Source organism: Acetobacterium sp. K1/6, assembly GCF_034438075.1.
In the GTDB taxonomy this organism is placed as follows: Bacteria; Bacillota; Clostridia; order Eubacteriales; family Eubacteriaceae; genus Acetobacterium; species Acetobacterium carbinolicum.
The window spans coordinates 69,733-93,093 of sequence record NZ_JAXQGA010000010.1 but is presented as its reverse complement, the minus strand read 5'-3'; the positions used below and the strand labels follow the sequence as shown (position 1 = coordinate 93,093).

General features: G+C 40.1%; 26 protein-coding genes. 5 read left to right on the top strand and 21 right to left on the bottom strand.

The genetic code is table 11. The features are described from left to right. Positions 1–4 precede the first annotated feature (4 nt). From rplI to rpmH, 21 genes are all read right to left on the bottom strand, one after another. Positions 5–454, bottom strand: coding sequence for a 50S ribosomal protein L9 (gene rplI / locus U2P91_RS10735; RefSeq protein WP_111888574.1), 450 nt, complete (start codon positions 452–454; stop codon positions 5–7). After that, the gene (locus U2P91_RS10730; RefSeq protein ID WP_111888573.1) at positions 451–2,424 is read right to left on the bottom strand and encodes a DHH family phosphoesterase; all 1,974 of its coding nucleotides are present in this window, start codon (positions 2,422–2,424) and stop codon (positions 451–453) included. The genes rplI and U2P91_RS10730 overlap by 4 nt, the downstream gene beginning before the upstream one ends. After that, the gene (locus U2P91_RS10725) at positions 2,421–3,374 is read right to left on the bottom strand and encodes a YybS family protein (RefSeq protein ID WP_111888572.1); all 954 of its coding nucleotides are present in this window, start codon (positions 3,372–3,374) and stop codon (positions 2,421–2,423) included. The genes U2P91_RS10730 and U2P91_RS10725 overlap by 4 nt, the downstream gene beginning before the upstream one ends. A 279-nt stretch (positions 3,375–3,653) precedes the next feature. Continuing rightward, entirely contained in the window at positions 3,654–3,881 is a 228-nt protein-coding gene (gene rpsR / locus U2P91_RS10720) for a 30S ribosomal protein S18 (RefSeq protein ID WP_026394929.1), read from the bottom strand. A gap of 18 nt (positions 3,882–3,899) precedes the next feature. Next, positions 3,900–4,349, bottom strand: a complete 450-nt coding sequence (locus U2P91_RS10715; protein WP_111888571.1) for a single-stranded DNA-binding protein — start codon at positions 4,347–4,349, stop codon at positions 3,900–3,902. Between the two features lie 11 nt (positions 4,350–4,360). Beyond that, complete coding sequence (gene rpsF / locus U2P91_RS10710; RefSeq protein WP_111888570.1) at positions 4,361–4,648, bottom strand: 30S ribosomal protein S6; 288 nt, start codon at positions 4,646–4,648, stop codon at positions 4,361–4,363. Between the two features lie 112 nt (positions 4,649–4,760). Continuing rightward, positions 4,761–5,393, bottom strand: coding sequence for a stage II sporulation protein M (locus U2P91_RS10705; protein ID WP_111888569.1), 633 nt, complete (start codon positions 5,391–5,393; stop codon positions 4,761–4,763). Beyond that, positions 5,390–5,596, bottom strand: coding sequence for a DUF951 domain-containing protein (locus U2P91_RS10700; protein ID WP_111888568.1), 207 nt, complete (start codon positions 5,594–5,596; stop codon positions 5,390–5,392). The genes U2P91_RS10705 and U2P91_RS10700 overlap by 4 nt, the downstream gene beginning before the upstream one ends. Positions 5,597–5,604: 8 nt before the next feature. Then, complete coding sequence (locus U2P91_RS10695; RefSeq protein WP_111888567.1) at positions 5,605–6,480, bottom strand: mechanosensitive ion channel family protein; 876 nt, start codon at positions 6,478–6,480, stop codon at positions 5,605–5,607. 9 nt (positions 6,481–6,489) lie between these two features. After that, a complete protein-coding gene (locus tag U2P91_RS10690; RefSeq protein ID WP_111888566.1) occupies positions 6,490–7,143 on the bottom strand; it encodes a CvpA family protein in 654 nt (217 codons plus the stop codon). Continuing rightward, positions 7,140–8,222: a hypothetical protein gene (locus U2P91_RS10685; protein ID WP_111888565.1), complete on the bottom strand. Its 1,083-nt coding sequence runs from the start codon at positions 8,220–8,222 to the stop codon at positions 7,140–7,142. Before U2P91_RS10685 ends, U2P91_RS10690 begins: the two co-directional genes overlap by 4 nt. Positions 8,223–8,266: 44 nt before the next feature. Then, positions 8,267–9,163, bottom strand: coding sequence for a ParB/RepB/Spo0J family partition protein (locus U2P91_RS10680; RefSeq protein ID WP_111888564.1), 897 nt, complete (start codon positions 9,161–9,163; stop codon positions 8,267–8,269). 2 nt (positions 9,164–9,165) lie between these two features. Continuing rightward, the gene (locus U2P91_RS10675; protein ID WP_111888563.1) at positions 9,166–9,930 is read right to left on the bottom strand and encodes a ParA family protein; all 765 of its coding nucleotides are present in this window, start codon (positions 9,928–9,930) and stop codon (positions 9,166–9,168) included. 233 nt (positions 9,931–10,163) lie between these two features. Continuing rightward, entirely contained in the window at positions 10,164–10,886 is a 723-nt protein-coding gene (gene rsmG, locus U2P91_RS10670) for a 16S rRNA (guanine(527)-N(7))-methyltransferase RsmG (RefSeq protein WP_111888562.1), read from the bottom strand. Beyond that, positions 10,879–12,780: a tRNA uridine-5-carboxymethylaminomethyl(34) synthesis enzyme MnmG gene (gene mnmG / locus U2P91_RS10665; RefSeq protein WP_111888561.1), complete on the bottom strand. Its 1,902-nt coding sequence runs from the start codon at positions 12,778–12,780 to the stop codon at positions 10,879–10,881. Before mnmG ends, rsmG begins: the two co-directional genes overlap by 8 nt. A gap of 10 nt (positions 12,781–12,790) precedes the next feature. Further along, positions 12,791–14,170 (bottom strand): tRNA uridine-5-carboxymethylaminomethyl(34) synthesis GTPase MnmE, encoded by a 1,380-nt coding sequence (gene mnmE, locus U2P91_RS10660; protein WP_111888560.1) that lies wholly within the window; start codon positions 14,168–14,170, stop codon positions 12,791–12,793. A gap of 146 nt (positions 14,171–14,316) precedes the next feature. Further along, complete coding sequence (jag, locus tag U2P91_RS10655) at positions 14,317–14,946, bottom strand: RNA-binding cell elongation regulator Jag/EloR (RefSeq protein ID WP_111888559.1); 630 nt, start codon at positions 14,944–14,946, stop codon at positions 14,317–14,319. A 30-nt stretch (positions 14,947–14,976) separates the two neighbouring features. Continuing rightward, positions 14,977–15,939 carry a YidC/Oxa1 family membrane protein insertase gene (locus U2P91_RS10650; protein ID WP_111888558.1) on the bottom strand — a complete coding sequence of 321 codons (963 nt, stop codon included), beginning with the start codon at positions 15,937–15,939 and terminating at the stop codon, positions 14,977–14,979. A gap of 34 nt (positions 15,940–15,973) precedes the next feature. Next, positions 15,974–16,186, bottom strand: a complete 213-nt coding sequence (yidD, locus tag U2P91_RS10645) for a membrane protein insertion efficiency factor YidD (RefSeq protein ID WP_111888557.1) — start codon at positions 16,184–16,186, stop codon at positions 15,974–15,976. A gap of 1 nt (position 16,187) precedes the next feature. Next, positions 16,188–16,526 (bottom strand): ribonuclease P protein component, encoded by a 339-nt coding sequence (gene rnpA, locus U2P91_RS10640; protein WP_111889764.1) that lies wholly within the window; start codon positions 16,524–16,526, stop codon positions 16,188–16,190. 63 nt (positions 16,527–16,589) lie between these two features. Then, positions 16,590–16,724 carry a 50S ribosomal protein L34 gene (gene rpmH / locus U2P91_RS10635; protein WP_041669680.1) on the bottom strand — a complete coding sequence of 45 codons (135 nt, stop codon included), beginning with the start codon at positions 16,722–16,724 and terminating at the stop codon, positions 16,590–16,592. A gap of 462 nt (positions 16,725–17,186) precedes the next feature. Between rpmH and dnaA the strand changes: the two genes are divergently transcribed. The 5 genes from dnaA to gyrB all read left to right on the top strand — a co-directional run bounded on the left by dnaA (position 17,187) and on the right by gyrB (position 23,352). Further along, the gene (gene dnaA / locus U2P91_RS10630; protein WP_111888556.1) at positions 17,187–18,542 is read left to right on the top strand and encodes a chromosomal replication initiator protein DnaA; all 1,356 of its coding nucleotides are present in this window, start codon (positions 17,187–17,189) and stop codon (positions 18,540–18,542) included. A gap of 195 nt (positions 18,543–18,737) precedes the next feature. Further along, entirely contained in the window at positions 18,738–19,850 is a 1,113-nt protein-coding gene (gene dnaN, locus U2P91_RS10625; RefSeq protein ID WP_111888555.1) for a DNA polymerase III subunit beta, read from the top strand. Positions 19,851–20,085: 235 nt separating this feature from the next. Further along, positions 20,086–20,325: an RNA-binding S4 domain-containing protein gene (locus tag U2P91_RS10620; protein ID WP_111888554.1), complete on the top strand. Its 240-nt coding sequence runs from the start codon at positions 20,086–20,088 to the stop codon at positions 20,323–20,325. After that, positions 20,307–21,419 (top strand): DNA replication/repair protein RecF, encoded by a 1,113-nt coding sequence (gene recF, locus U2P91_RS10615; protein WP_111888553.1) that lies wholly within the window; start codon positions 20,307–20,309, stop codon positions 21,417–21,419. Before U2P91_RS10620 ends, recF begins: the two co-directional genes overlap by 19 nt. 16 nt (positions 21,420–21,435) lie before the next feature. Next, the gene (gene gyrB / locus U2P91_RS10610) at positions 21,436–23,352 is read left to right on the top strand and encodes a DNA topoisomerase (ATP-hydrolyzing) subunit B (RefSeq protein ID WP_111888552.1); all 1,917 of its coding nucleotides are present in this window, start codon (positions 21,436–21,438) and stop codon (positions 23,350–23,352) included. The last annotated feature ends 9 nt before the right edge of the window (positions 23,353–23,361 follow it).

Sequence of the window (23,361 nt, the reverse complement as noted above, 5' to 3'; positions counted from 1 at the left end):
TCTCCTAGGCTTCGCCTTTGATAATAACGGTCAGTTTTCCCATGACACCCTGGTAGGTTTTAATTTTAACCTCAGCGCGGCCCACATTTCGCAGTGGCATCTCCAGTTCAATCTTACGTTTATCAACCTTGATGTCCTTTTGCTTTTCCAGCGCTTCGGTAATATCTTTACTGGTAACCGATCCAAACAGCTTGCCATCTTCTCCGGCCCGTTCGGTAATGGTAATTTCTGTTTGATCAATTTTTTTTGCCAACTCAACCGCTGCCAGTCGCTCCGTTTCAACCTTATTCGCTTCATCCGCCTTGTTTTGTTCCGCCATGGCAATGTTTTCCTTATTGCCAATAATACCCTTGCCGGTTTTAATCAGGAAGTTTCGACCATAGCCATCTTTAACTTCAACAATATCACCTTTATTTCCAACATTTTTTACATTTTCTAATAATATTACTTTCATGATCCATTCTCCTTCTTATATTCTTTAATGGCGGTGAGTAGTAGCTCTTTTCCGGTTTCAAGATTATTTTCCCCCGGGAATTGCGCTCCGGCAATGGCTAAATGCCCGCCGCCGCCGAGTGTTTCCAAGATTACCTGTACATTGACTTCGCCCATCGAACGGGCGCTGATGGCCAAACCTTCATCATTTTTTAAAATAATAAAGGAAGCCACAATCCCTTTGATGTTTAGCAGTTCATCGGCTGCCTGGGCAGCGATAACCTTGCCATAATCAGTATTGTTTTCAAAGGTTGAAATGGCAATGTTATCAAAGTATATTTTAGCATTTTTGACCGCATCCGACTTTGCCGTATACGTCGTTAAGTCATCCTGCAGCAGGATCTTACTGATAATCGTATCCGCGCCTTTTCGTTTTAAATAGGATGCCGCTTCAAAGGTTCGCACCCCGGTTTTCATGGTAAACATTTTGGTATCCATACAAATCCCTGCCATCAGCGCGTTGGCCTCAATGACCGTCAGATGATTCTTCTCATCAAAATACTGGAGTAGCTCCGTTACCAACTCACAAGTCGATGAAGCATAGGTTTCGGTATAGTTCAGCAAGGTTTCCTTAATTGCCTTCCCGGATCGCCGATGATGATCGATAACGACAATCTTAGGGATCTGATCGACGAGACCTGGCATTTCCAGATAATTCACCGTTTGGGTATCAACGATGATCAGTAAGGTGTTTTTAGTCGCATAGTTTTCTGCTTCTTTAGGAGTGATAAACGCATCCTGATAGGCTTCGTTTTCCAGTAAATAGTCAAAAAGTGATTTAATCGAGTAGTTAATTTCGCGAACGACTATTTTTCCTTCTTTACCCAGAGATTTACAGGCTCCCAGCAAACCTACCGCTGAGCCCAGACAATCCATATCCGGATTCTGATGCCCCATTAGCAAAACGTGATCGGCTTCTTTAATCAGCTCTTTCAGACCATGAGCCTTAACCCGGGCCTTGACCTTGGTTCTTTTTTCGGTGGCTTCAGTTTTGCCGCCGTAAAATGACATTTTTTCATCTTGCCGAACCACCGCCTGATCACCACCCCGGGCCAGGGCAATATCGAGTGCCGACTTGGATAATTCCTGGGATTCGACAATTCCCAGAATGCTCTCCGAGATTCCAATACCAATACTGAGGGTTATCGGAATTTTTTCATCGTTTTCAATTTCCCGAATCTCATCTAATATTTTAAAGGTTTCTTTTTGCAGCGCACAGATTTTGCCCCGCTCAAAAATCATTAAATAGCGATCACTTTCATACTTGATAATGGCACTGCCAAGCTGCTTGGCCCATTCGTTTAACTTAAGATCCACCTGTCCCAAAATCGCCGAGCGTTTATGACTGGGGATTTGTTCAATGATATCATCATAATTGTCGATGACAATATAGCAAAACAAGGGCGAATTTTTTCGATACAGTTGGCGTTGCTTACTCTGTTCGGTGATATCAAAAAAATGGAGCAACTCAAAACTGTGCACCTTATCTGAAAAGGCGTTGGTGACCACCCCATAATCCCGCTCTTCATGATGGAAGGTAAATTCATCCGCTTTAACCGCTTCGGCCAGATTAAAATCCAACTCGTTGACGATGTTTTTTTTGAACAAGCCTTCTTTCTCTTTCTTAAAGGCCTTTCCAAAAGCCTGATTATACCAATAAATCATCCCCTCATTATCGACAATGGTCATGGCGATGGGCATTTCATACATCCGCTCCTGATTGATCTTATCCAGATCGCCGTATATTTCATCAATCGCCTTATCGATCTTAATCTCATCAATATTAATGTTTTGGGTATAATAAATAATCAGGATCACAAAGATCGCCACTCCGGCAATACCCCAATAAATATTATAAAAGCCAAGAATGACCGAAACAAGCAACTCGGCCGCAATAGCAAACCGGACAACACCTTTCTTCGATTCTTTCATTTTATCTGGGACTCCCTTCGATAAATCTGGCGAATTCCGATGTAAGTATCAGCCACTCCGACAATGGTAATAACTGAGCTGAGCAAAAAACTGAGCAGAACGACTAAAACCTTCACCCCTGTATTTTTTATTTTTTTGTAATCCAGGTAGTTAAAAATAAGCGCAATACCCATCACAAAAAAAATAATATTTGTAAAATTCATGACGGTCACAATGTAAATGAGCGGAATACTGGTTACCTGAAATAGACTGATAATAAAATCACCCAGTAAGATTACCATCAGAAAATATTTGAGTGTGACCGGCATTTCCCATTGGCTCAGCGGTTTAAAGGTTTTTACCGGATAACCAATTCGTTTTAAGATCATGTCTGAAACTAAAACATTTATCATTCCAAAAACAACTGGCATTAACAGAAATGTGCTAGGCAGTGCCAGTTTCATCATTTCAATATTCATTGCCATGTCATCTTTAGCGATTGATACTTGTTCGGCATCGATTAAATTGGTACTTTCATAAAGCGTTATCACCTCACGGGTACTCTGCTCCAGGGTCTGAAACAGCAGATCGGTAAAACTGATCCCCATCACAAACTCATAACCGACAACCACCGCGATCAGTAAAATCAAAAAACCAATAATACCGATAACAACTTTTTTTAATGGCGCTAAATCACGATGATATGCAAATCCTAAACTGCACCCGACAAAGAGCATCAGGGCCCCAAAGGAAATCCCATTGAGGGGTCCTAAAAACAGACCGATTAGAATGGTGGCCGCGACGCTAGAAAGAATACTGACCTTCAAACCCTGGCGTTTCCCCAAAATTACCATTGGTACCGGTATGAAACATACTAATAGTATAAAGAACGGCAGATAATAGCTGATTAAAGTAAGCATGACTCCCAGTGCACAAAATATCGCACCTTCTGTTATTCCGCGTGTTTTCATTAATCCTCCAAATTGGCAACTTAACTGTTCACATACGCAGTTTATTTATGCGTAAAAAGTTACCAAACCATTATATCACAATAAAAGAAAATGCCCATTATTTTTGTGCGTGTTTATCCCGAATTTCTCAAGAATGCGGTTTTTGGTATTTTATCGTTTTGGCTATCGGAATAATCGACTTCCCAAATGATTCGCTCTTTGTGGGCCCCGTTTATCCTCGATAACATGCAAAAAGCTGTTTGTTTCAGGACCTTCCTGAAACAAACAGCTTTAAAATTTCTAGTTATTTGAGCTATATGGTAAAAGGGCAACGTTTCGCGCACGTTTAATCGCTTCAGTTACCTTTCTCTGATGTTTAGCACAGGTCCCAGTGGCTCGTCTTGGTAGAATTTTACCACGTTCGGAAACGAATTTCTTCAGTGTGATTACATCTTTATAATCAACATTTTCTACTTTTCGTTCGCAGAACTCACAAACTTTTCTTCGCTTTTTAAATGGTTTTGGCATTAAATTTTTCCTCCTATCTTAAAAAGGTATATCGTCATCATCGGCCATTAAATGAAAATCTTCATCTAATCCCATTACTGACATATTATTATTATTTGCGCTTTGTGGCGCTGAAGTTTGTTGGAAACCGGCGCCGGCGTTAGAAGATTTCTGGCCGGAAGACACGAAATTAATCTCATCTGCAACAACTTCTGTGATATAGCGTCGTTGACCATCCTGTGCTTCGTAACTTCTTGCTTCTAGTCGTCCAGATAAACTGATTTGGCTTCCTTTAGTCAGATATTGCGCCGCAAATTCTGCCTGTTTTCCCCATACCACAATGTTAATAAAGTCGGCTTCTTTTTGACCGTCTTTATTTTTAAAGCGACGATCGACAGCGAGACTAAATCGGGTAACTGCTTTACCTGTGGTGGTGTTTTTCATCTCAGGATCTCGGGTTAGTCTTCCTAGTAAAATTACTTTATTCACAGAATTGCCCCCTATTTCTCTTTTTTAATTACAATACTTCGAATAAACTGTTCGTTTATTTTGTATAAATGATCCAATGCATCAAGCACTGAGTTCTCAGCTTTGAAGTCGATTAATACGTAGAAGCCTTCTTGATACTTTTTAGCAATTTCGTAGGCTAATTTTCTTTTGCCCCATTCATCGACTTTTTCAATTTCTCCAGCCGCTTCAATAACAGCTTTTACTTTGCCAACTAATTCTTCAATCGCTTCTTTTTCAAGATCCGGTTTTAAAACAAATAATGTTTCGTACTTTCTCATTCCATTTCACCTCCTCATGGACTATGGCTCACTTTTCCAGCAAGCAAGGATTACAGCTTTTAATTATATCATATCTTTCAATTCATGCAAGTGTTTTGTTTTAATATTTTATTCACGCCGGCAGAACGACATTAAAAAGAATTGGCGTCAAAAATGTTTCAATAAATGCCGCAACGAAGAAGAGTGGGATGACCCATAATACGTAAATACGCAAACATCCTATAAATGCCTGTTTCAATTCGCCTTTAATACTTCTTTTTAGAATTGCTTTAACTAACTTAAAGCAGATATTAACCCCTAATGTCACCCCAAGGATCAGTGCCGGGATCTCAATAATCCCATGTGGTAAAATACCAACTAAAAAGACAAACCAACCAAAGCCGTTTGTTTGATAGACGGCTCCAATAAGCCCGATCACGATGGCATTGGAGGCCAATGAAAACATTGGTAAAAACAAAAAAGGAATCATTCCCAAAAGGATGCTGATCCCACTGGCGATGACGTTATTAAAGAAAATTCCAAACCATAATTCGACGCCAGTGCTGTTAAGAAATTCCTTTTGATTGAATAAAGACTGCAATTCTTTAAAATAACTTTGACTCAATCCGGGATCATTTAGAAATAGTAAGGTATTTAAAATAATCATTATTCCAAAAAATGCCAGACAAAAATAGTATGTCGATTTTAGATTTTTTTCAAAGTACGTTTCTGCACCATTCCAATGGGTCATAAAATAAGTTTTCATTTTTCTACCTTGTCCTCATTGATCACAACTTTTTTTATCTGCTTATTAAACTTGGAGCGCGGTAGCATAACAATATGGCCACAACCAAGACACTTAATCTTGATATCCGCCCCCATCCGGATGATTTCCCACTGGAAACTCCCACAGGGGTGCTTTTTTTTCATTTCAACCCGATCCCCAAGTTCATAAATCTTTGTTTCCATGTTTCACCTCAGCTTTTTTCATGCATTTTTTTAATTGCTTCGCGATTGTAAATAACGGTTTTATTATATGGTATTTCGATCCCTCTTTCATCAAAGACTTCTTTGATGCGCTGTCTTAGGGTATTTTCAGCCATAAATTTAGATGAGGCGTCCTCATCGCAAACGACACGAATATTAACTGCCGATGGATCCAGTCGGGTTACACCCAGTATTTCTGGTCGTATTTTAAACAGATCCTGATGATTCTCATGAAGATCCGTACATATTTCTTCCAGTATTTCCTTCACCTTGTTAATGTCTTCCTCATAAGCAAAACCCACATCGACAATGGCTTTTACATATCCCTTGGAAAAATTTATTAAGCGGTCAATTTTTCCGTTATGAATAATAAAGAGCCCGCCATCAAATTCCCTGACACTGGTGGTGCGGATGCCAATACTCTCCACGATCCCATAGTGTGTCTCATCGATGATCACATAATCGCCGACACTGAATTGATTTTCAAAGACAATCACAAAGCCGCTCATTACATCTTCGACAATACCCTGGGCACCAAAACCAATGGCCAGTGTTCCGACTCCAGCTACTGCCAGTAGTGAACCCACATTAATAAACTGACCCAGGATAATCAAGCTCGCCAGGGTCCAGACGCCGGCTCTAATGGCGGCTTTTGTAACATGGTTTAAGGTCGTGATTCGACGGATATCCCGGGGTTCAAGACCGAGCTTTTCGGGGTCAAAAACCCGATTGACCACACCATAGGTTATTTTTAGGCTGATCACTACAGCAATCAGCACAATTACCGAAACCAGAGTTTTTTGTAAAAGATTCGAAAAATCGATTTGGCTTAAATAAGATGAAAAACTTGCTGTTAAAGACTCCATTATTATCTCCTATTGAATTCCGATATAGCTACGCACAATTGGTACCACTATTTGAATCAGACTGCTATTCTCGGCCGTTGGTAAATTTGTGACACCGCCGGTTGAAAGATTGATTGCTGAAAAGATCCAAAGCATAACGGCGATGATTGAGCCCCCTAAAATCAGCCCAAGGAGCGTTCCCGCCAGACGATTGATTGTTCCAATGACGGGCATTTTGGTGATCCCGAGAAAAATAATCTGCAGGATCCAACATAAAATAGTGACCCCCAAAACAATGATTCCAAAACTGATGCTTTGAGCAATCCCATGCCTAATCAACCCCGCTATCGCGGTTAGGCTCTGGTCCACTACCGATTGGCCACCGCTTATGAGCGCGTCTCCCAACAGCGAGGTGGTTAAGCCACTTTGCTGGGCCCCAAGATCGATCAGCGACTGCGAAACAGCTTCCACATTTATGGTTTCGAACAGGCCATTAAGTACGCCTGACTGAATCAGCCAGTCTGCCAGCAGTGGTGAAAAAATCCAGGCTATTACAAAAGATGCAATAAATCCCCCGAAACTAATCAGGGTATTTATTGCACCTCGTTTGTATCCTGCGATTCCTGAAAGCAAGCAAATCAGGATGCAAATAAAATCAAGTGATGTTAATGATGATAAACTCATTTTTTATTCCTGTAATATTCTTCAATATCTTCTTCATTAATAATCCGCACTGCGCTGGTTTCTTTTAAAAACGACTTATCGTCTGTTTCTTCATGCTGATTTATACCTTTGTTTAAATCATCCCGTTCAATGCGATTCGATTGGTTCCATTGATCGACCGAATCCGACTGCGCCTTGCTAGCAGCCTTAGCTGCTGCTATTTCCGGTATCGCCGCTGGCTTAATATCCGTTTCAAACGTTGGCGGAACTTTTTCAGCGTTAAAGCGTTTTTCTTCCCCAGTGGCGTCAACACTCTCGAAAAGACCGGATTCGGACCTTTCTCGACGTGGTTTTCGGTAATTTATTCGTTCTGGTGCAACATAATTCTCTTCAATGATTACCCCTGTCATGCTCATTGTTTCGGTATCCTTAGGTGTGAAACCTTCATTGATCTGTTCATTAGAAAGTCCATCCAGACCAATACTTTCCCGTTTCGGCATTTTTGATTTTCGACGGGGTTTTCTCTTGTCTTTCTTTGCTTCTGCTTCAAACTCCAAATCCCGCTGATCTTCCGCTCTCGTCTCTTCCCGATATTTTCGGCCGATGATTCGTCCTAAAATAATGCCAAAGAGCTGAAATACAATTGTCAGAATTAAGGCGATTCCGAACAGGATAAAGATTGATATTTCACTGCCAATCAGTTGATAAATTAACCCATATGGCAAATACCAAAAGATCGTCGGCGCGGCAATAAAGGAAAATTGATTCCAGATACTATTGGTGTCCTGTCCCGGATTCATAGTGGCAACAACGGTTAATGTGACCGTTAAAACAATAATTGGTATCAAGCTGTAAACTACATATTTAAGTGCCCTTGGCTTTTCATTTCCACTGATGTTTTTAAAACTGATGGCAAACAAGATTATCCAAAACATCCCAATGGTTAGCAATTGAACGCCATTAAATAAATAGTTAAAATCACTTGACCTGAGTTGATCAAAGACATTTTTAAATATCAGAACAATCACAATATAGAGGATATTTCCCAATACTGCAGCTTCTAACGCCGACAATCGCCTCTTTCTTTTGATTTGATTCATTATTTTCTCCATTTCATAATTGAATTGTCATAATTTGACGGGTTTTAGTTTGTTTTTTCATATCCCAATTGTTCGAGCAGACGATCCAATTCTTCCAGTGACGAATAGACAAACTCAATTTTCCCTTTTTTACCGCGGCTGCTTAAATGAACTTTAGTCTCAAATTTTTTCTCTAAAGCATCCTGAATTTCGATGATATATCCCTTATTATCTTCTTTTTTCTTCTGCAACGGTTTTGCCAAACCTTCTGCCTGCATTTTTTTTATGCGGTTTTCTGCTTCCCGGACACTCATTCCCTTTTCAATGATCTCATTCGCAAAGGTGATCATTTTTTCCGGATCATCCAAAATCAGAATGGCTCGGGCATGGCCCGATGTAATCTCACCCTGAGCTAACTGCTCCTGAATTACTTTAGGCAGTTTTAAAAGCCTGAGCGTGTTGGCAATGGCTGTTCGGCTTTTCCCGATTCTTATGCCAATTTCACCCTGAGTTAGATTGAAGTTTTCCATCAGCGCCACAAAAGCCATCGCTTCTTCCATGCTATTTAGGTTTTCCCGCTGCACATTTTCAATAATGGCAATTTCCAGAACTTCTTCCGGGGGCAAGTCTTTTACGATTACCGGAACCTCTTTCAAGCCAATCATGTTTGCCGCCCGCCAGCGTCGTTCTCCCGCAATAATAGTATAACCTTTTGCTTCAGGTTTAACCACCAGTGGCTGAACGATGCCATGTTCTTTGATTGAAGCGCCCAATTCTTCCAATTTATTGCGATCAAAGGTTTTTCGCGGTTGTTTCGGATTTGGCTTAAGATTATTTGTTTTTACATAAAAAACAAGCTTCTCAAGATCAACCGCCAAAACCTCATCTTCTTGTGAAGTAACCATCGCTTCTTCAGGAAACAACGCTCTCAAACCTTTTCCTAAACCTGTATTTTTTCCCATAACTACTCCTGTCTCTGTATGAACTCTTTTGCAAGGGCAAGATATGCTTTTGATCCCTTTGAAGCGTTGGCATATTCAAAAATAGTCTGCCCGTAACTGGGTGCTTCTGCTAGCCGTATATTTCTGGGAATCATCGTTTCATAAACCTTATCCTTGAAATAATCAACCACCTCATCGACAACCTGGTTTGATAAGTTCGTCCGGCTATCGAACATGGTCATCAGAACACCCTCAATTTCCAGTTGAGGATTGAGTCCCTGTTTGACCAGACTGATGGTATTCATCAGTTGACTTACTCCTTCTAAGGCATAAAACTCACACTGAATCGGGATTAGTACCGTATTTGTCATCGCCAGCGCATTAATGGTTAATAATCCGAGTGATGGCGGGCAGTCAATAAATATATAATCATAGAATGGTTTGACATTCTCAATGCTATTTTTGAGGCGCAATTCTCGTTGTGACATGTTTGTCAGTTCAATTTCAGCCCCAGCCAGATCGGGATGGGATGGAAGAATATGAAGATTCTCGTAAGAAGTAGTCAAAATAATCTCTTTCAGGTCGTCACCATGGATAATGCCATTATAAACACTTTTTTTTAGATTATTCTTTTCAATTCCGAATCCGCTGCTGGTATTGCCCTGGGGGTCAATGTCAATAACCAGGATCCGGTATCCTTCTAAACTGAGGGCAGTGGTTAAGTTGATATTGGTGGTGGTTTTTCCAACCCCACCTTTTTGATTAAATACTGCCACGATTTTCGCCATACTCTACTCCTTAAATTTAATCACTCGCACTATCCTTGCAAAACGACCATAAGCAATCTGGCTCGTTTAGTTCTGATACTGTTAATTATTACGGGCCTCATGTTTCACGTGAAACATGAGAAAAACTAATCCTCTGTATATTTCATGTTTAAGCGATGTTTCACGTGAAACATCGCTTAAAAACCCGATCAAATAGTATCATAAAAGCCTTTATTTCTTCTTGCAATTTTGATTTAAACGGGAAAGGCTTCCTTTTTAATCTTACCATTCATTCGCGGAAAAAGATCGGGTGTTGATTTAATTTTTTCAACATTCATTATAACATGAACATAATCGCTTTGCAGTAATAAACCTTTTTCGATTTCAACTATTTTTCCACCTAAAACGGCAATTGACTTTCTGGCCGCCTCCAACTCTTCCTGGTAGTCGCGCCCTTTCATCGATAAAAACTGTCCGCCGACCTTTGTCAGTGGTAAACAATATTCAGAAAGCAGGGTCAGGTTGGCAACTGCCCTAGATGTGACAACCCCATACTTTTCACGATAGTTACTGTCCTGCCCCAATTCTTCCGCCCTGCCATGAAGGACTTGTACGTTTTTTATACCTAACTCCATGGCAATGGAAGAAACCACATTGAGCTTCTTTTTAGTGGAATCCATCAGGGTAATCTGGGCGTCCGCTAATAATATCGCCAAAGGGATTCCGGGAAAGCCGCCGCCGGTTCCTACATCAAGGATGCTCGCCTGAGGATCTTTGATTAGCTTAAGCAAGGTCAGGGAATCAAGTAAATGAAGCTTAATGAACTCATCTTCATCAGTTATCCGAGTCAAATTGATGTGTTTGTTTTTTTCCAGAAGCTGATCCATATAAGCGATCAGCTTTTCTCCCTGTTTTTCGTTAATGGTAATTTCAACCTCTTTGCCCAGATTAATTAATTTCTCGATACGATTATTCATGATCTGTTCCCTCTTTATCTGAATTTCTTCGGCGTTGCTCCAGGGCGATTAATAAAACCGAAATATCCGCTGGTGACACACCAGAAATTCGAGATGCCTGACCGATCGACAATGGTTTTATTTCCTGAAGCTTTTCGGCCGCCTCAATCCGGAGTCCCCCTATTTTTGCGTAATCAAGCGCCTGGGGAATCAATTTGTGTTCGAGCTTTTTAAATTGCTCCACCTGCAGTAATTGTTTTTTGATATAGCCTTCATATTTAATCTGTACCTCAACCTGTTCCACCACGCTCCAGTGAAGGGCTGGTCGTTCTGGATCAAAGACCTCCGTTTGCAGGTATTTAATTTCCGGTCGCCTGAGTAGCTCCCCGATTGGTAAACCATGCTCAATCTCTGAGCTGCTAAAAGATTTAAGCATCGCGTTGTTTTCCTGATTAGGCTTAACAACAACCTGACTTAAGCGCACGATCTCCTGTTTTATTTGTTCCTTTTTCTCCAGAAATCTTTGATAACGGGCTTCGGCAATCAACCCCACCCGATAGCCGATCTCGGTTAGCCGCAGATCAGCGTTATCCTGCCTTAACAATAATCGATATTCAGCCCGGGATGTCATCATTCGATAGGGTTCGTCAATCCCTTTTGTTATAATATCATCGATTAGCACCCCGATGTAGCCTTCAGATCGATCAATAATCACTGGTTGTTCACCCCGTAAATAGAGTGACGCGTTAATGCCAGCAATCAGCCCCTGAGCAGCCGCTTCTTCGTAACCGGAGGTGCCATTAATCTGGCCGGCAAAAAATAACCCCGTTACCTCCTTGGACTCCAGAGAGGCCTTTAATCGAGTCGGATGAATACAGTCATATTCAATGGCATAAGCCGAACGCATAAACTCTACCTCTTCCATTCCCGGCACCGTTCGGTATAGGGCAATTTGAACCTCTTCCGGCAAACAGGACGACATTCCCTGAACGTAGATCTCGTTGGTGTTAAGACCTTCCGGCTCCATAAAAATCTGATGCCGCTCTTTATCGTGAAAGCGCATCACCTTGGTTTCAATGGAAGGGCAATAACGGGGACCAATACCCACCACGTCACCAGTATACAGTGGTGATCGTTCAATATTGGCATTGATAATATCATGGGTTTCTGCGTTAGTATAGGTCAGGTAACAGGGTACCTGATCAATTTCAATTTTTTCCGTTTCAAAAGAAAAAGGAACAATGTGAGCATCCCCCTCCTGGATAATCATTTTGGTGTAATCCAGGGTTTTCGCATCGACCCGGGCTGGCGTACCCGTTTTAAAGCGCTGCAGCGCGATACCATTTTTTTCGAGGCTGTCCGATAAATACATGGCTGGAAATAATCCGTTGGGTCCACTATCATACTTTACATCGCCAATGATAATGCGTCCCTTTAAATAGGTTCCGCTACAGATAATTACTGCCCGAGCGTTGTAAATGGCTCCGGTATTAACCATCACACCGGTAATCTTCCCGTCTTTTACAATAATCTCAGTCGCTTCCTGTTGTTTTAAAAGTAGGTTCACCTGGTTCTCAATCACTTCTTTCATCCGGAACTGGTAGGCTTTTTTATCGGCCTGCGCCCGCAGCGAATGAACAGCCGGGCCTTTGGCAGTATTTAACATCTTGCACTGAATCATCGTTGCATCAATGGTCTTACCCATTTCGCCGCCAAGGGCATCGATCTCTCTAACCAGATGTCCTTTTCCGGTGCCGCCAATGGACGGATTGCAGGGCATCATCGCTACTGAATCCAGATTGATCGTGAGTAACAGGGTTTTTTGTCCAATTCGGGCACTAGCAAGTGCTGCTTCAACACCCGCGTGGCCAGCACCAATGACGACAATGTCGTAATCTCCTCCTGGATATGTCATACTACTTCCTCTACTTTCCAATGCAAAAATTTTTAAAAATCTGATCGATAATATCCATCCCAACAGCCTTGCCGGTAATTCCCCGAAGCGCCTCTAAGGCCTCCATGACGTCAATACTGACGAGTTCCAGAGGCATTTGACTGGCCATTGTTGTGATGGCATTTTCCAGACTATTTTTAGTTGTTTCCAACAATTGAATGTGCCGGGTATTGCTAATCAGGTAATCGGCATCCTGATTGACACTTCCTTCAAAAACCATATCCAGCATTTTCTGGCGCAGCGTTTTGATCCCCTGTTCTTCCAGTAGCGACATTGGAATCCAGGGCGCTGGTATCTCGAGCGCGGTTTCGGTGATGGTATCGGTCTTGTTGGCAATATAAATGGTTTTGCGGTTTTTAAGTAACTCGATTAATTCCTTTTCGCCGGCGGACATTTCCTTTGAGATATCGCGCATAAAGATCACCAGATTCGTTTGGTTTAAAAGGGCTTTGGATTTTTCCACCCCGATTTTTTCGACCAGATTATTCGTTTCTCTGATCCCGGCAGTATCGATAATTTTAAAGGGAACCCCTTCAATATTAATATATTCTTCAATGGTATCCCGGGTTGTTCCCGGTATGTCGGTGACGATCGCTTTGTTTTCCATTAATAAGGTATTTAATAAGGATGATTTTCCGACATTAGGCTCGCCCAGAATCGCGGTGGTGATACCTTCACGATAAATTTTCCCCGTTTCTGCCACCATCAGGATTTCTTTTATCTTGGTTAACAGCAATCGGATCTGGTTACTCACAAAATCATAGGAGATTTCTTCAATATCGTATTCAGGATAATCAATGTTAACTTCCATATGAGATAGAATCTCAACCAAGGTTGCATCCAGCGCTTCTAATTTTTGCGCGAGCCGTCCTTCTAATTGGGCCACCGAATACTCCAGACTTTTTTCGGTTTTAGCATTGATGATATCAATAACAGCTTCGGCCTGAGTCAGATCCATTCGTCCATTTATAAAAGCCCGCTTGGTAAATTCCCCGGGTTCTGCCAACCGTGCGCCAGAAGCAATGACCAGTTTTAATATTTTGCGCATCGGGACAATTCCCCCATGACAATTAATTTCTACCACATCTTCGGCCGTATAGGAGTGGGGTGCTTTCATTTTTGAAATGAGCACCTCATCAATATCTTTTTTTGTTTCTGGATCGACAATTCGTCCGTAAACTAATTCATGACTTTTAGCCGCTGCCAGGGTTTTTCCCCGGGGATTGACAAATAGCTCATTGCCAAGTGCCACGGCCTGGGCTCCGCTGATTCTAATAATACCAATACCAGCACCACCCATACCGGTAGCAACCGCTGCAATGGTATCTTCACTTTGAAATAAGACTTCCACTTTTTTCTCCTGTCTTAATAATCGTTTCCTAATCTATTATAATATAATAAAAGCCAAAGGATAACAAGTATTAAAAAAGCACTTCACAATTAACTCTTAAGCTAACTTGCAAAGTGCCTGATTATTTCTAAACGTTCTTTAGATCCTTAATTTTTGTCTTTTAATTGGATAACAACCCGGCGATAGGGTTCTTCGCCTTCACTAAAGGTAAATACCTTATCGTGATTTTGAAGTTTTGCATGGATGACACGTCGTTCTGAAGGATTCATCGGTTCTAGCAGCATTTTTTTATGATAATATACTGCTTTATTAGCCATTTTCTCACCCAGATCTTCCAGTGTCTTTTCCCGCTTAGCCCGGTAGTTTTCGGTATCCAGAATCACCCGAACATATTCTTCATGCTGTCGATTGATGACTAAACTAACTAAATACTGGAGAGAATCCAGCGTTTGACCACGACGCCCAATTAAGACGCCCATATCATTACCTTCCAGATCAATGAATAATACTTTATCCTCGAGACGGGTATGGATTTTACAATGAATTTTCATGGCATTAAGAACATCATTTAAAAAATCCAGGGCCCGTTGTTCGGGATTATTTATCAGTGCTACCTCAACGATGGCTTCTTTTTTCCCAAAAAGCTTCATTAATCCACTGTCCGGTACTTGCAATACTTTTGTTTCAACTTGTTCTTTTGTTACACCAAGTTGTTGCAAACCATGGTTAATAGCATCTTCTACGGTTTTACCAGTACCCGTTACTGTCTTATTCATTTTCCCTCTCCTTAGCTTTTTGTCATCATTTTACTTGTTATCATTACGTTGTTTGGCTTTTTGATAAGCTTCTTCCTGAACTGCGTCGCGCTCGGGAATTTCTACTGATGGTTTTTTTCGCTGTACATCAGGTGGCTGATAGGATTTTGAACTTTGTATTTTTTTATTTGACGCTGGCCGTGTTAACGGTTTTTTCGGCTCGTCACTCTGCTCTTTTTTACTGCTTTTAGAGGTATTAGGATTAGCGGCAGCCCGTTTAGCTGCTAATTCAGCTTTCCGTTCTTCTTCCGCTTCACGAACCCGACGCTCCGCTTCTTCAATGGAAATATCCGGTTCTGGAATTTGCATCATAATAAATTGCTGAACAAAAGTAAAGATGTTCTGGACCACCCAATAAAGTGCTACCCCTGCCGGCATCGATATCGAAATATAACCAATCATCAATGGCATCGCATAGAGCATGATTTTTTGTGTTTTAGCATTAGGATCATCCGGATTAGTATTTGGTGATGCTGCCATTGTAAACTTCTGTGTGACAAAGGTAAATACTGCCGCTAAAATTGGCAATACATAAATTGGATCCGGCACGCTTAAACTTTGCATCCATAAAAAAGACATATCAATTGTTTCAATGATCCCATTTGGAAATACCCAAACATCAGGTGCTCTTAATGTGCCATATAAACCAATTAAAATTGGAAATTGGAGTAACAGCGGTAAACAGCCGCCTGCCGGGTTTACTTTAAAGGTTTTGTACAACTTTAAGGTTTCTTCATTTAATTTTTCTTTATTATTTTTATACTTTTTGTTAAGCTTTTGTAACTCCGGCTGAAGGCGTTGCATATCCTTCATGGATTTAGTTTGTTTAATATTAAGCGGTAATAATAATACCTTAATTAATATTGTAAATAGTATAATTGCTAGTCCATAATTTCCAACTAAATTGTAAATTTGAAGTAGCAGCCAACCAAAGATCTGGTATAAAAACTCCATTCATTAACTCCTTAAGTTTTTCTCCCTAATCATTCTAAGGAAGGGGGTCATATCCCCCAGGATTAAAAGGATGGCATCTGAGAATGCGTTTTCCACCCAAATAGGTTCCCCTTAACACACCGTATTTTTCAACGGCTAAAATAAAATACTCTGAACAAGTGGGACTAAAACGACAATTATTTCCTAAAAGAGGTGAAATAAATTTCTGATATCCTCTAACAATTAACACCAGGAATTTTTTTAACATCCTATGGCCTCATGAGATTCTTCTTATAAAACAAATGTTTTAACGACTTTTCCAAACTACTGTACGGCACTTCTTTAATGGATTCCTTAGCAATTAGAATAATATCATACCCCATTTTAAAAGAATCTTCATTATGACGATATGCCTCTTTTATTCGTCTTTTTACCTTATTTCTAATTACAGCTTTTTTAGAAACCTTTTTACTGACAATTATCCCTAAACGATTGGTCTGCGCTTCGTTTTTTAGAAAGTAAATCACAAAGATTTTATTTCCGAAGACATCCCCAATTTTAAAAACACGTTTAAATTCATTTTCCTTGCTCAGGGACTTTATTTTCACCAAAGGAATTCTCCTAATTTTTATTAAACAAAAGACCGCTTTTGATAAACGGTCTACAAAGGATTATGCTGATAATTTTTCTCTTCCTTTTTGTCTTCTCTTCTTTAAAATAAGCCGACCGCTTTTTGCAGACATTCTTTTTCTGAAACCATGTTCTTTTTTTCGTTGTCTAACTTTTGGTTGATAAGTTCTCTTCATTTCGACACCCCCTGACTAAACCTTTATATTCATTTGTTTATAAGCTAATAAGACTTTTACCCTAGAATTATATAATCTCACTTATTTTATGTCAAGTCATATTATCAAATCTAAAGGTTTTTAGCAAGGTTTATGTTTATTTTAATTATATTGAATGACTCACCACAATTTGTTATACTAGGTTCATCAACCAAATTGTGGATAAGTTCTTTAAATTTAGTCAATTAATCCACAAATACCAATGTTTTGTGGATTAATTGGGGATAACTTGTCGATATTTCTGAACTTTCCATTCATTCCTATCTTTTTTATTGGTAAAACTTTTTTAAGTTATCAACAATGTTTCTTATAATTTGCTTGATTTATTTGCCTATTCACATTAAAATAGATTCTCTGTGCATAAGTTAAACTATTATCCACAACGACACGACTTAAATTTATTAGAAATTGGAGGTTCATTTAATGGACACTTCCTTTAAAAAAATATGGGATGCCGCACTTGAAATTATTAAACCGGATATTAGTCCGACCAGTTTTAACACCTGGTTCTTAAAAATAAAGCCCATAAACTATGTCAATAATACTTATTATTTTTTATCGGAAAATGAATTCGAAAAAGGAATCTTGGAAAGTCGGCATATTCCTTTAATCACCAATGCTCTGGCCGAGGTGACCGGAAAAACCGGTCAGGTCAAAATTGTTTTAAAAGAAGAAGATGCAATGATCTCCCAAAATGATGCTTCACCGCAGATATCGCTCACTAATGTGGATGACAAAATATCAAACTATCAAAATAATTCGATGAATCCCAAGTACACCTTTGATAGTTTCGTTATTGGTGAAAATAACCGCTTCGCCCATGCCGCCTGTGTTGCTGTTTCTGAAGCACCATCCGAACGTTACAACCCGCTTTTTATCTACGGCGGTGTTGGTCTGGGAAAAACTCACCTGATGCAAGCAATTGGCCATTATATTTTATCTTATGCGCCGCAAAAAAAGGTTGTTTATGTTTCTTGTGAGAAATTTACCAATGACTTTATCGATGCCATTCAAAATAAGACCAATATTTCGTTTCGCAACAAATACCGAAGCGCGGATATCCTTTTAATTGATGATATCCAATTTTTAGCCAAAAAAGAAGGTACTCAGGAAGAATTTTTTCATACCTTTAATACCTTGCACCAGGAAAATAAACAGATTGTCATCAGTAGTGATCGCCCGCCCAAAGAGATACCAACTCTTGAAGAACGGCTTCGCTCCCGCTTTGAAAGCGGTTTAATCACCGATATTTACGCCCCCAATTTTGAAACCCGGATTGCCATTATCAGAAAAAAAGCCGCCTCTTTCAGCGATGAGATACCAAACGAAGTACTCAGTTTTATCGCTGATAGTATCCATTCTAATATCCGGGAACTTGAAGGCGCTTTAACCACTGTCTTTGCTTATTCTAAACTGCATAAGGTTCCCATTAATCTGGAATCAGCTAAAAATGCCCTAAAAGATATTTTTAGAAAAAAAGAAGATATTGTGATTACCAGTGAATATATTAAAGAAGTGACAGCCAAATACTTCAATATTACTGTTGAAGACATGAATTCTAAAAAAAGAACCCGCTCTATTTCCCTGCCCCGACAGGTTGCCATGTATATTACCCGGGAAATCACTGATTTATCATTGCCCCGGATTGGTGAAGAGTTTGGCGGCCGGGATCATTCAACCGTAATCCATGCCTGTTCAAAAATTGCGGAAGAAATGACAACCAATACTGATTTTAAAAATCTCATCGTCCGAATTGAGCGGGAAATTAACGGCAATTAATAACCCACACGCTTTGTCTGAGTAGTAAGATAGTTATCCACAATTTATCCCCTGGTTTTTTTTCGGTTTTTTGTATCAATGACGCATTTGCCGAGTTATCAACACTGTCCACACCCCCTACTACTATTACTATTACTTTAATCTATATATTTATATATAAAAGGGGTTTTCAAATTTTAAAAAGGAGCGATTTTTATGAAATTCAATTGTTCAAAAGAAAGTTTAATGGCTGCATTATCGATTGCTCAAAAAGCAGTTTCATCAAAAACAACGATGAAAATATTAGAGGGAATTCTTTTTATTGCTGCTGATAATAAATTATTATTAAGAAGTACTGATTTAGAAATTGGTGTGGAAGTAACCATTCCAGCTGAAGTTGAAAGTAGCGGCGAGATTGTGTTAACCGCTAATATCATTGGCGACCTGATTCGTAAAATGTCTGGTTCGGATATTTTCTTTGAAACGGATGCACATCATCAGATTAAAATCGAGTGCTTATTATCCAGTTTTACCTTAAAAGGATTATCGGATGAAGAATTTCCGGACTTTCCGGAAGTTATTGACGACCATATCTTTACCATTGAAGCCGCTGTTTTGAAAGAACTGATTAAGGGAACCTTATTTTCAGTAGCTACAAATGAAAATATCCCCGTTTTGACCGGCGTAAAAATAGAACTTCATGATGATGTGATCAATTTAATCGCCCTTGATGGGTATCGCTTAGCACTTCGAACCGGCACCATTAAAACTCCGGTGACAGAGGATCTTAGCGTCATTATTCCGTCCAAATCATTATCTGAAATTAACAAGGTGTTGGCCAGTTACACGGGTGATGTGGTCGTTAAATTTTCAAAAAATCAAATCTTTTTTGAAATGGACACGATTCAGTTCACCTCCCGACTACTGGAAGGGGATTTTATTAATTATAAACAGATCATCCCTGGCGAAAAAGCCACTCAGGTTAAGGTCAATCGGCGGTTGCTGTTAGAAAGCAGTGAACGGGCGGCACTGTTAGCCCGCGAAGGAAAAAATAACTTAATCAAAATGGATTTTAATCAGGACCAGCTGATTTTAACCTCCAATGCGGAAATTGGGGATGTTTTTGAAGTGATCCCGATTGAGAACCATGGCGAATCTATAAAAATAGCCTTTAACTCCAAATTTTTAATCGAAGCCTTACGGGTAATTGAAGAGGAAGAACTGATGATTGATATGACAACTTCGGTTGGACCGGGGGTTTTGCTTCCTATCGAAGGTAATGAATTTATTTATTTAATCCTTCCGGTGCGAATTGCCGAAGAAAATTAAAAATTTATGGTTAAGATCGTAATTTAAAAAGGGATTTAAATCGAATTAAAAATAGTTTAAAAAATCATAATTATAGAAATGATGTGTTGATTTTTTAGACTATTTTTATTTTTTATGTTATAATACTTAGGTTAGAAGATAAATATATGAAAATTTAATCAATTTTGGCATAAATAAAGGGGATTCGTGCAATTCTCTTTCATTTTTGCCAAAAATATAATGAGCGGGGAAAAATATGCAAATAGTTGAAATTAACACAGAGTTCATAAAAATTGATCAGCTCATCAAATATGCCGGCATTGTCGGAAATGGCAGCGATGTAAAATTGATGATTTTAGATGGTTTAATTTATGTGAACGGGGAGTTGTGTACCCAGCGAAATAAAAAAATAAGAGATGGTGATCTGGTGGAAATCAAGGATTATGATACCCTGCAAGTTAAAGGGATCGGGAAACCATGTTTATCGAAGAGTTAAAACTCATTCATTATCGTAATTATGAAAATGAATCCATCACACCTCAAAAAGGAATTAATATTATCATGGGCGAAAATGCCCAGGGAAAAACAAATCTTATTGAAGCTATGTTTTTTTTATCCCGAGGTTACAGTCATCGTGCTTCAAATGTGGCAGAACTTGCCCAATGGGATCATGATGATTTTTTTATGGCCGCCCAGGTGTTTAGCGATGGCGTCAAACATACCCTTTCGGCTAAAAGTTATCAGGGAAAACGGCAGTTTTTGTTGGATGGAAAGGTAAAAAAAAGAGATAAGATCAATGGGATTTTTAATACCATCCTTTTTGAACCGGATGATTTGAAAATAGTCAAAGAAGGACCTGATAAAAGACGGCGGTTTTTAAATCAGGAAATATCGGGCTTTCGGCCGGAGTATCATTATATTTTAAGAGATTATGAAAAAATACTGAATCAGAGAAATTCCCTGCTTAAAAATATTCATTACGAACCCAGTCTGATTACAACTCTGGATGTTTGGGATGAACAGCTTATTCAAACCGGGGTTCGGCTGATGAATCACCGGATTCGGTATCTGCATCGGCTTAACCGGGAAGCAAATAATCTGCATCAAATACTCAGTCTTGGAAAAGAAACGCTTTCATTATCCTATCTGAATAATATTATCGATTCGCTAGAAGAACTGAACGAAATAAAAAGTTTATACAAAAAACGTTTAGAATCCAGCCGGGAGGAAGAAATTTCACGGGGCGCAACCATTTATGGACCCCATGTGGACGACATGATCATTCAAATTAATGGGAAGGATGCCAGACGCTATGGATCCCAGGGTCAGCAGCGTTCCGCCGCGATTTCACTAAAATTATCCCAAATAGAGATATACTATGACAACACCGGCGAATATCCGGTGGTCCTTTTAGACGATATCTTTTCTGAATTGGATGAGCATCGCCGAAAAAGCATTCTCTCGCTTTTAAATAAAACCCAATCCTTTATCACCTGTACAGAAGATATCTTAAACGATGGCGAAAGTTTTAAAGAAAACCGACACGTCATTGAGATTGTAAAGGGGAAGGTAATCATTAATGAACCATGAAAATCAGGAGGAAACTATGCCAGAAAATAAAGTAGATAATTATACCGCTGATCAGATCCAGGTCCTTGAAGGATTGGAAGCTGTTCAAAAAAGACCGGGGATGTATATCGGCAGCACCGGGTCCCGGGGTTTACACCATTTAGTTTATGAGGTGGTGGATAATAGTATTGATGAAGCCCTGGCCGGCTATTGTAAAAACATCAGTGTCACCATTCATCAGGACGACTCGATTACCGTTGTCGATGATGGTCGGGGGATTCCCACCGGGATGAACCATGCCCAGGGAAAAACCGGGGTTGAATTGGCCTTAACGGTTCTTCATGCCGGTGGTAAATTTGGTGGCGGTGGCTATAAGGTATCCGGCGGTCTTCATGGGGTTGGGGTCTCAGTAGTTAACGCTTTATCCGAAAAATTAACCGTTGAAGTCAAACAAAAGGGCCAGATCTTTTTTCAAAGCTATGAAAAAGGCAAGCCAACCTGTGACTTGACCGTCACCGGTACCACCAACCGCACTGGTACGACCATTTATTTTAAACCCGATAAAGACATTTTTGAAGAAACGGACTATGATTTTGATATCCTTGAGCATCGTTTAAGAGAACTGGCTTTCCTTAACAAGGGGGTTTCAATTAATCTGACGAATGAAAAAGAATCACCTAAAAAGAAAGAAACCTATCATTACACCGGCGGGATTCATTCTTATGTGGAGTACATGAACCGCAATAAAGATCCGCTGTATGATAAGATTACTTATTTTGAAAAAGAACAGGACGATTATGCTCTGGAAATCGCCTTTCAATATACCACCGGTTATTCGGAGAATATTTTTTCCTATGCCAATAACATCAATACCCCGGAAGGGGGAACTCATCTTAATGGATTTAAGAGTGCCCTGACCCGAACGGTTAATACCTATGCCCGTAAAAATGGCTTTTTAAAGGGGAATGATAAGAATCTGACCGGTGAAGATGCGCGCGAAGGTTTAACGGCGATTGTCAGTATCAAGCTGCTCGATCCCCAGTTTGAAGGTCAAACGAAATCAAAACTGGGAAACACCGAAGTGAAGGGAATTGTTGAAACCATTGTCGGTGATCAACTATCAGCCTTAATGGAAGAAAATCCCAGTATCGCTAAAAACATTATTGAAAAAACCTTATCGGCCGCCAGAGCCCGTGAAGCCGCTAAAAAAGCCCGTGAATTTACACGCCGAAAAAGTGCCTTAGATTCCACTGCACTACCCGGAAAACTAGCGGACTGCCGGGAAAAAGATCCTGCTCTGTCAGAAATTTATATCGTCGAAGGGGACTCGGCGGGTGGTTCGGCCAAATCGGGCCGTGACTCCAAAACCCAGGCGATTCTACCTCTGCGTGGTAAGATTTTAAATGTTGAGAAAGCCCGCTTGGATCGGATTTTAACCACCGACTCCTTAAAATCGATGATTATTGCCTTTGGTACCGGGGTCGGAGAAGAATTTAATGTCGAAAAAGCCCGTTATCATAAGATTATTATTATGACCGATGCCGATGTCGATGGTGCCCACATCAGGACTTTATTACTCACCTTCTTTTACCGCTATATGCCAGGTCTGATCGAAGCCGGATATGTCTATATTGCGCAGCCCCCACTTTATAAAATCACCCGGGGAAAACAGGTTGATTATGCCTATACCGATCGGGATCTGGAGAAAAAATTAGAAGGTGTGGATGATCGTTCCCGCATCAGTCTGCAGCGATACAAAGGTCTTGGGGAAATGGATGCCCATCAACTCTGGGAAACGACCATGGATCCTGGCGTTAGAACCTTGCTTCAGGTTAATATTGAGGAAGCCTCCTATGCCGATGAAATCTTCACCATTCTGATGGGCGACAAGGTTCAACCGCGTAAAGAGTTCATCGAACGGAATGCTAAAAAAGTTAAGAATTTGGACATCTAGTCAAGAAGG

Excerpts from the sequence above, each read along its gene's own strand:
- rplI (WP_111888574.1), bottom strand. The coding sequence starts at position 454 with ATGAAAGTAATATTATTAGAAAATGTAAAAAATGTTGGAAATAAAGGT.
- U2P91_RS10730 (WP_111888573.1), bottom strand. The coding sequence starts at position 2,424 with ATGAAAGAATCGAAGAAAGGTGTTGTCCGGTTTGCTATTGCGGCCGAG.
- U2P91_RS10725 (WP_111888572.1), bottom strand. The coding sequence starts at position 3,374 with ATGAAAACACGCGGAATAACAGAAGGTGCGATATTTTGTGCACTGGGA.
- rpsR (WP_026394929.1), bottom strand. The coding sequence starts at position 3,881 with ATGCCAAAACCATTTAAAAAGCGAAGAAAAGTTTGTGAGTTCTGCGAA.
- rpsF (WP_111888570.1), bottom strand. The coding sequence starts at position 4,648 with ATGAGAAAGTACGAAACATTATTTGTTTTAAAACCGGATCTTGAAAAA.
- U2P91_RS10705 (WP_111888569.1), bottom strand. The coding sequence starts at position 5,393 with ATGAAAACTTATTTTATGACCCATTGGAATGGTGCAGAAACGTACTTT.
- U2P91_RS10700 (WP_111888568.1), bottom strand. The coding sequence starts at position 5,596 with ATGGAAACAAAGATTTATGAACTTGGGGATCGGGTTGAAATGAAAAAA.
- U2P91_RS10695 (WP_111888567.1), bottom strand. The coding sequence starts at position 6,480 with ATGGAGTCTTTAACAGCAAGTTTTTCATCTTATTTAAGCCAAATCGAT.
- U2P91_RS10690 (WP_111888566.1), bottom strand. The coding sequence starts at position 7,143 with ATGAGTTTATCATCATTAACATCACTTGATTTTATTTGCATCCTGATT.
- U2P91_RS10685 (WP_111888565.1), bottom strand. The coding sequence starts at position 8,222 with ATGAATCAAATCAAAAGAAAGAGGCGATTGTCGGCGTTAGAAGCTGCA.
- U2P91_RS10680 (WP_111888564.1), bottom strand. The coding sequence starts at position 9,163 with ATGGGAAAAAATACAGGTTTAGGAAAAGGTTTGAGAGCGTTGTTTCCT.
- U2P91_RS10675 (WP_111888563.1), bottom strand. The coding sequence starts at position 9,930 with ATGGCGAAAATCGTGGCAGTATTTAATCAAAAAGGTGGGGTTGGAAAA.
- rsmG (WP_111888562.1), bottom strand. The coding sequence starts at position 10,886 with ATGAATAATCGTATCGAGAAATTAATTAATCTGGGCAAAGAGGTTGAA.
- mnmG (WP_111888561.1), bottom strand. The coding sequence starts at position 12,780 with ATGACATATCCAGGAGGAGATTACGACATTGTCGTCATTGGTGCTGGC.
- jag (WP_111888559.1), bottom strand. The coding sequence starts at position 14,946 with ATGAATAAGACAGTAACGGGTACTGGTAAAACCGTAGAAGATGCTATT.
- U2P91_RS10650 (WP_111888558.1), bottom strand. The coding sequence starts at position 15,939 with ATGGAGTTTTTATACCAGATCTTTGGTTGGCTGCTACTTCAAATTTAC.
- yidD (WP_111888557.1), bottom strand. The coding sequence starts at position 16,186 with ATGTTAAAAAAATTCCTGGTGTTAATTGTTAGAGGATATCAGAAATTT.
- rpmH (WP_041669680.1), bottom strand. The coding sequence starts at position 16,724 with ATGAAGAGAACTTATCAACCAAAAGTTAGACAACGAAAAAAAGAACAT.
- dnaA (WP_111888556.1), top strand. The coding sequence starts at position 17,187 with ATGGACACTTCCTTTAAAAAAATATGGGATGCCGCACTTGAAATTATT.
- dnaN (WP_111888555.1), top strand. The coding sequence starts at position 18,738 with ATGAAATTCAATTGTTCAAAAGAAAGTTTAATGGCTGCATTATCGATT.
- U2P91_RS10620 (WP_111888554.1), top strand. The coding sequence starts at position 20,086 with ATGCAAATAGTTGAAATTAACACAGAGTTCATAAAAATTGATCAGCTC.
- recF (WP_111888553.1), top strand. The coding sequence starts at position 20,307 with ATGTTTATCGAAGAGTTAAAACTCATTCATTATCGTAATTATGAAAAT.
- gyrB (WP_111888552.1), top strand. The coding sequence starts at position 21,436 with ATGCCAGAAAATAAAGTAGATAATTATACCGCTGATCAGATCCAGGTC.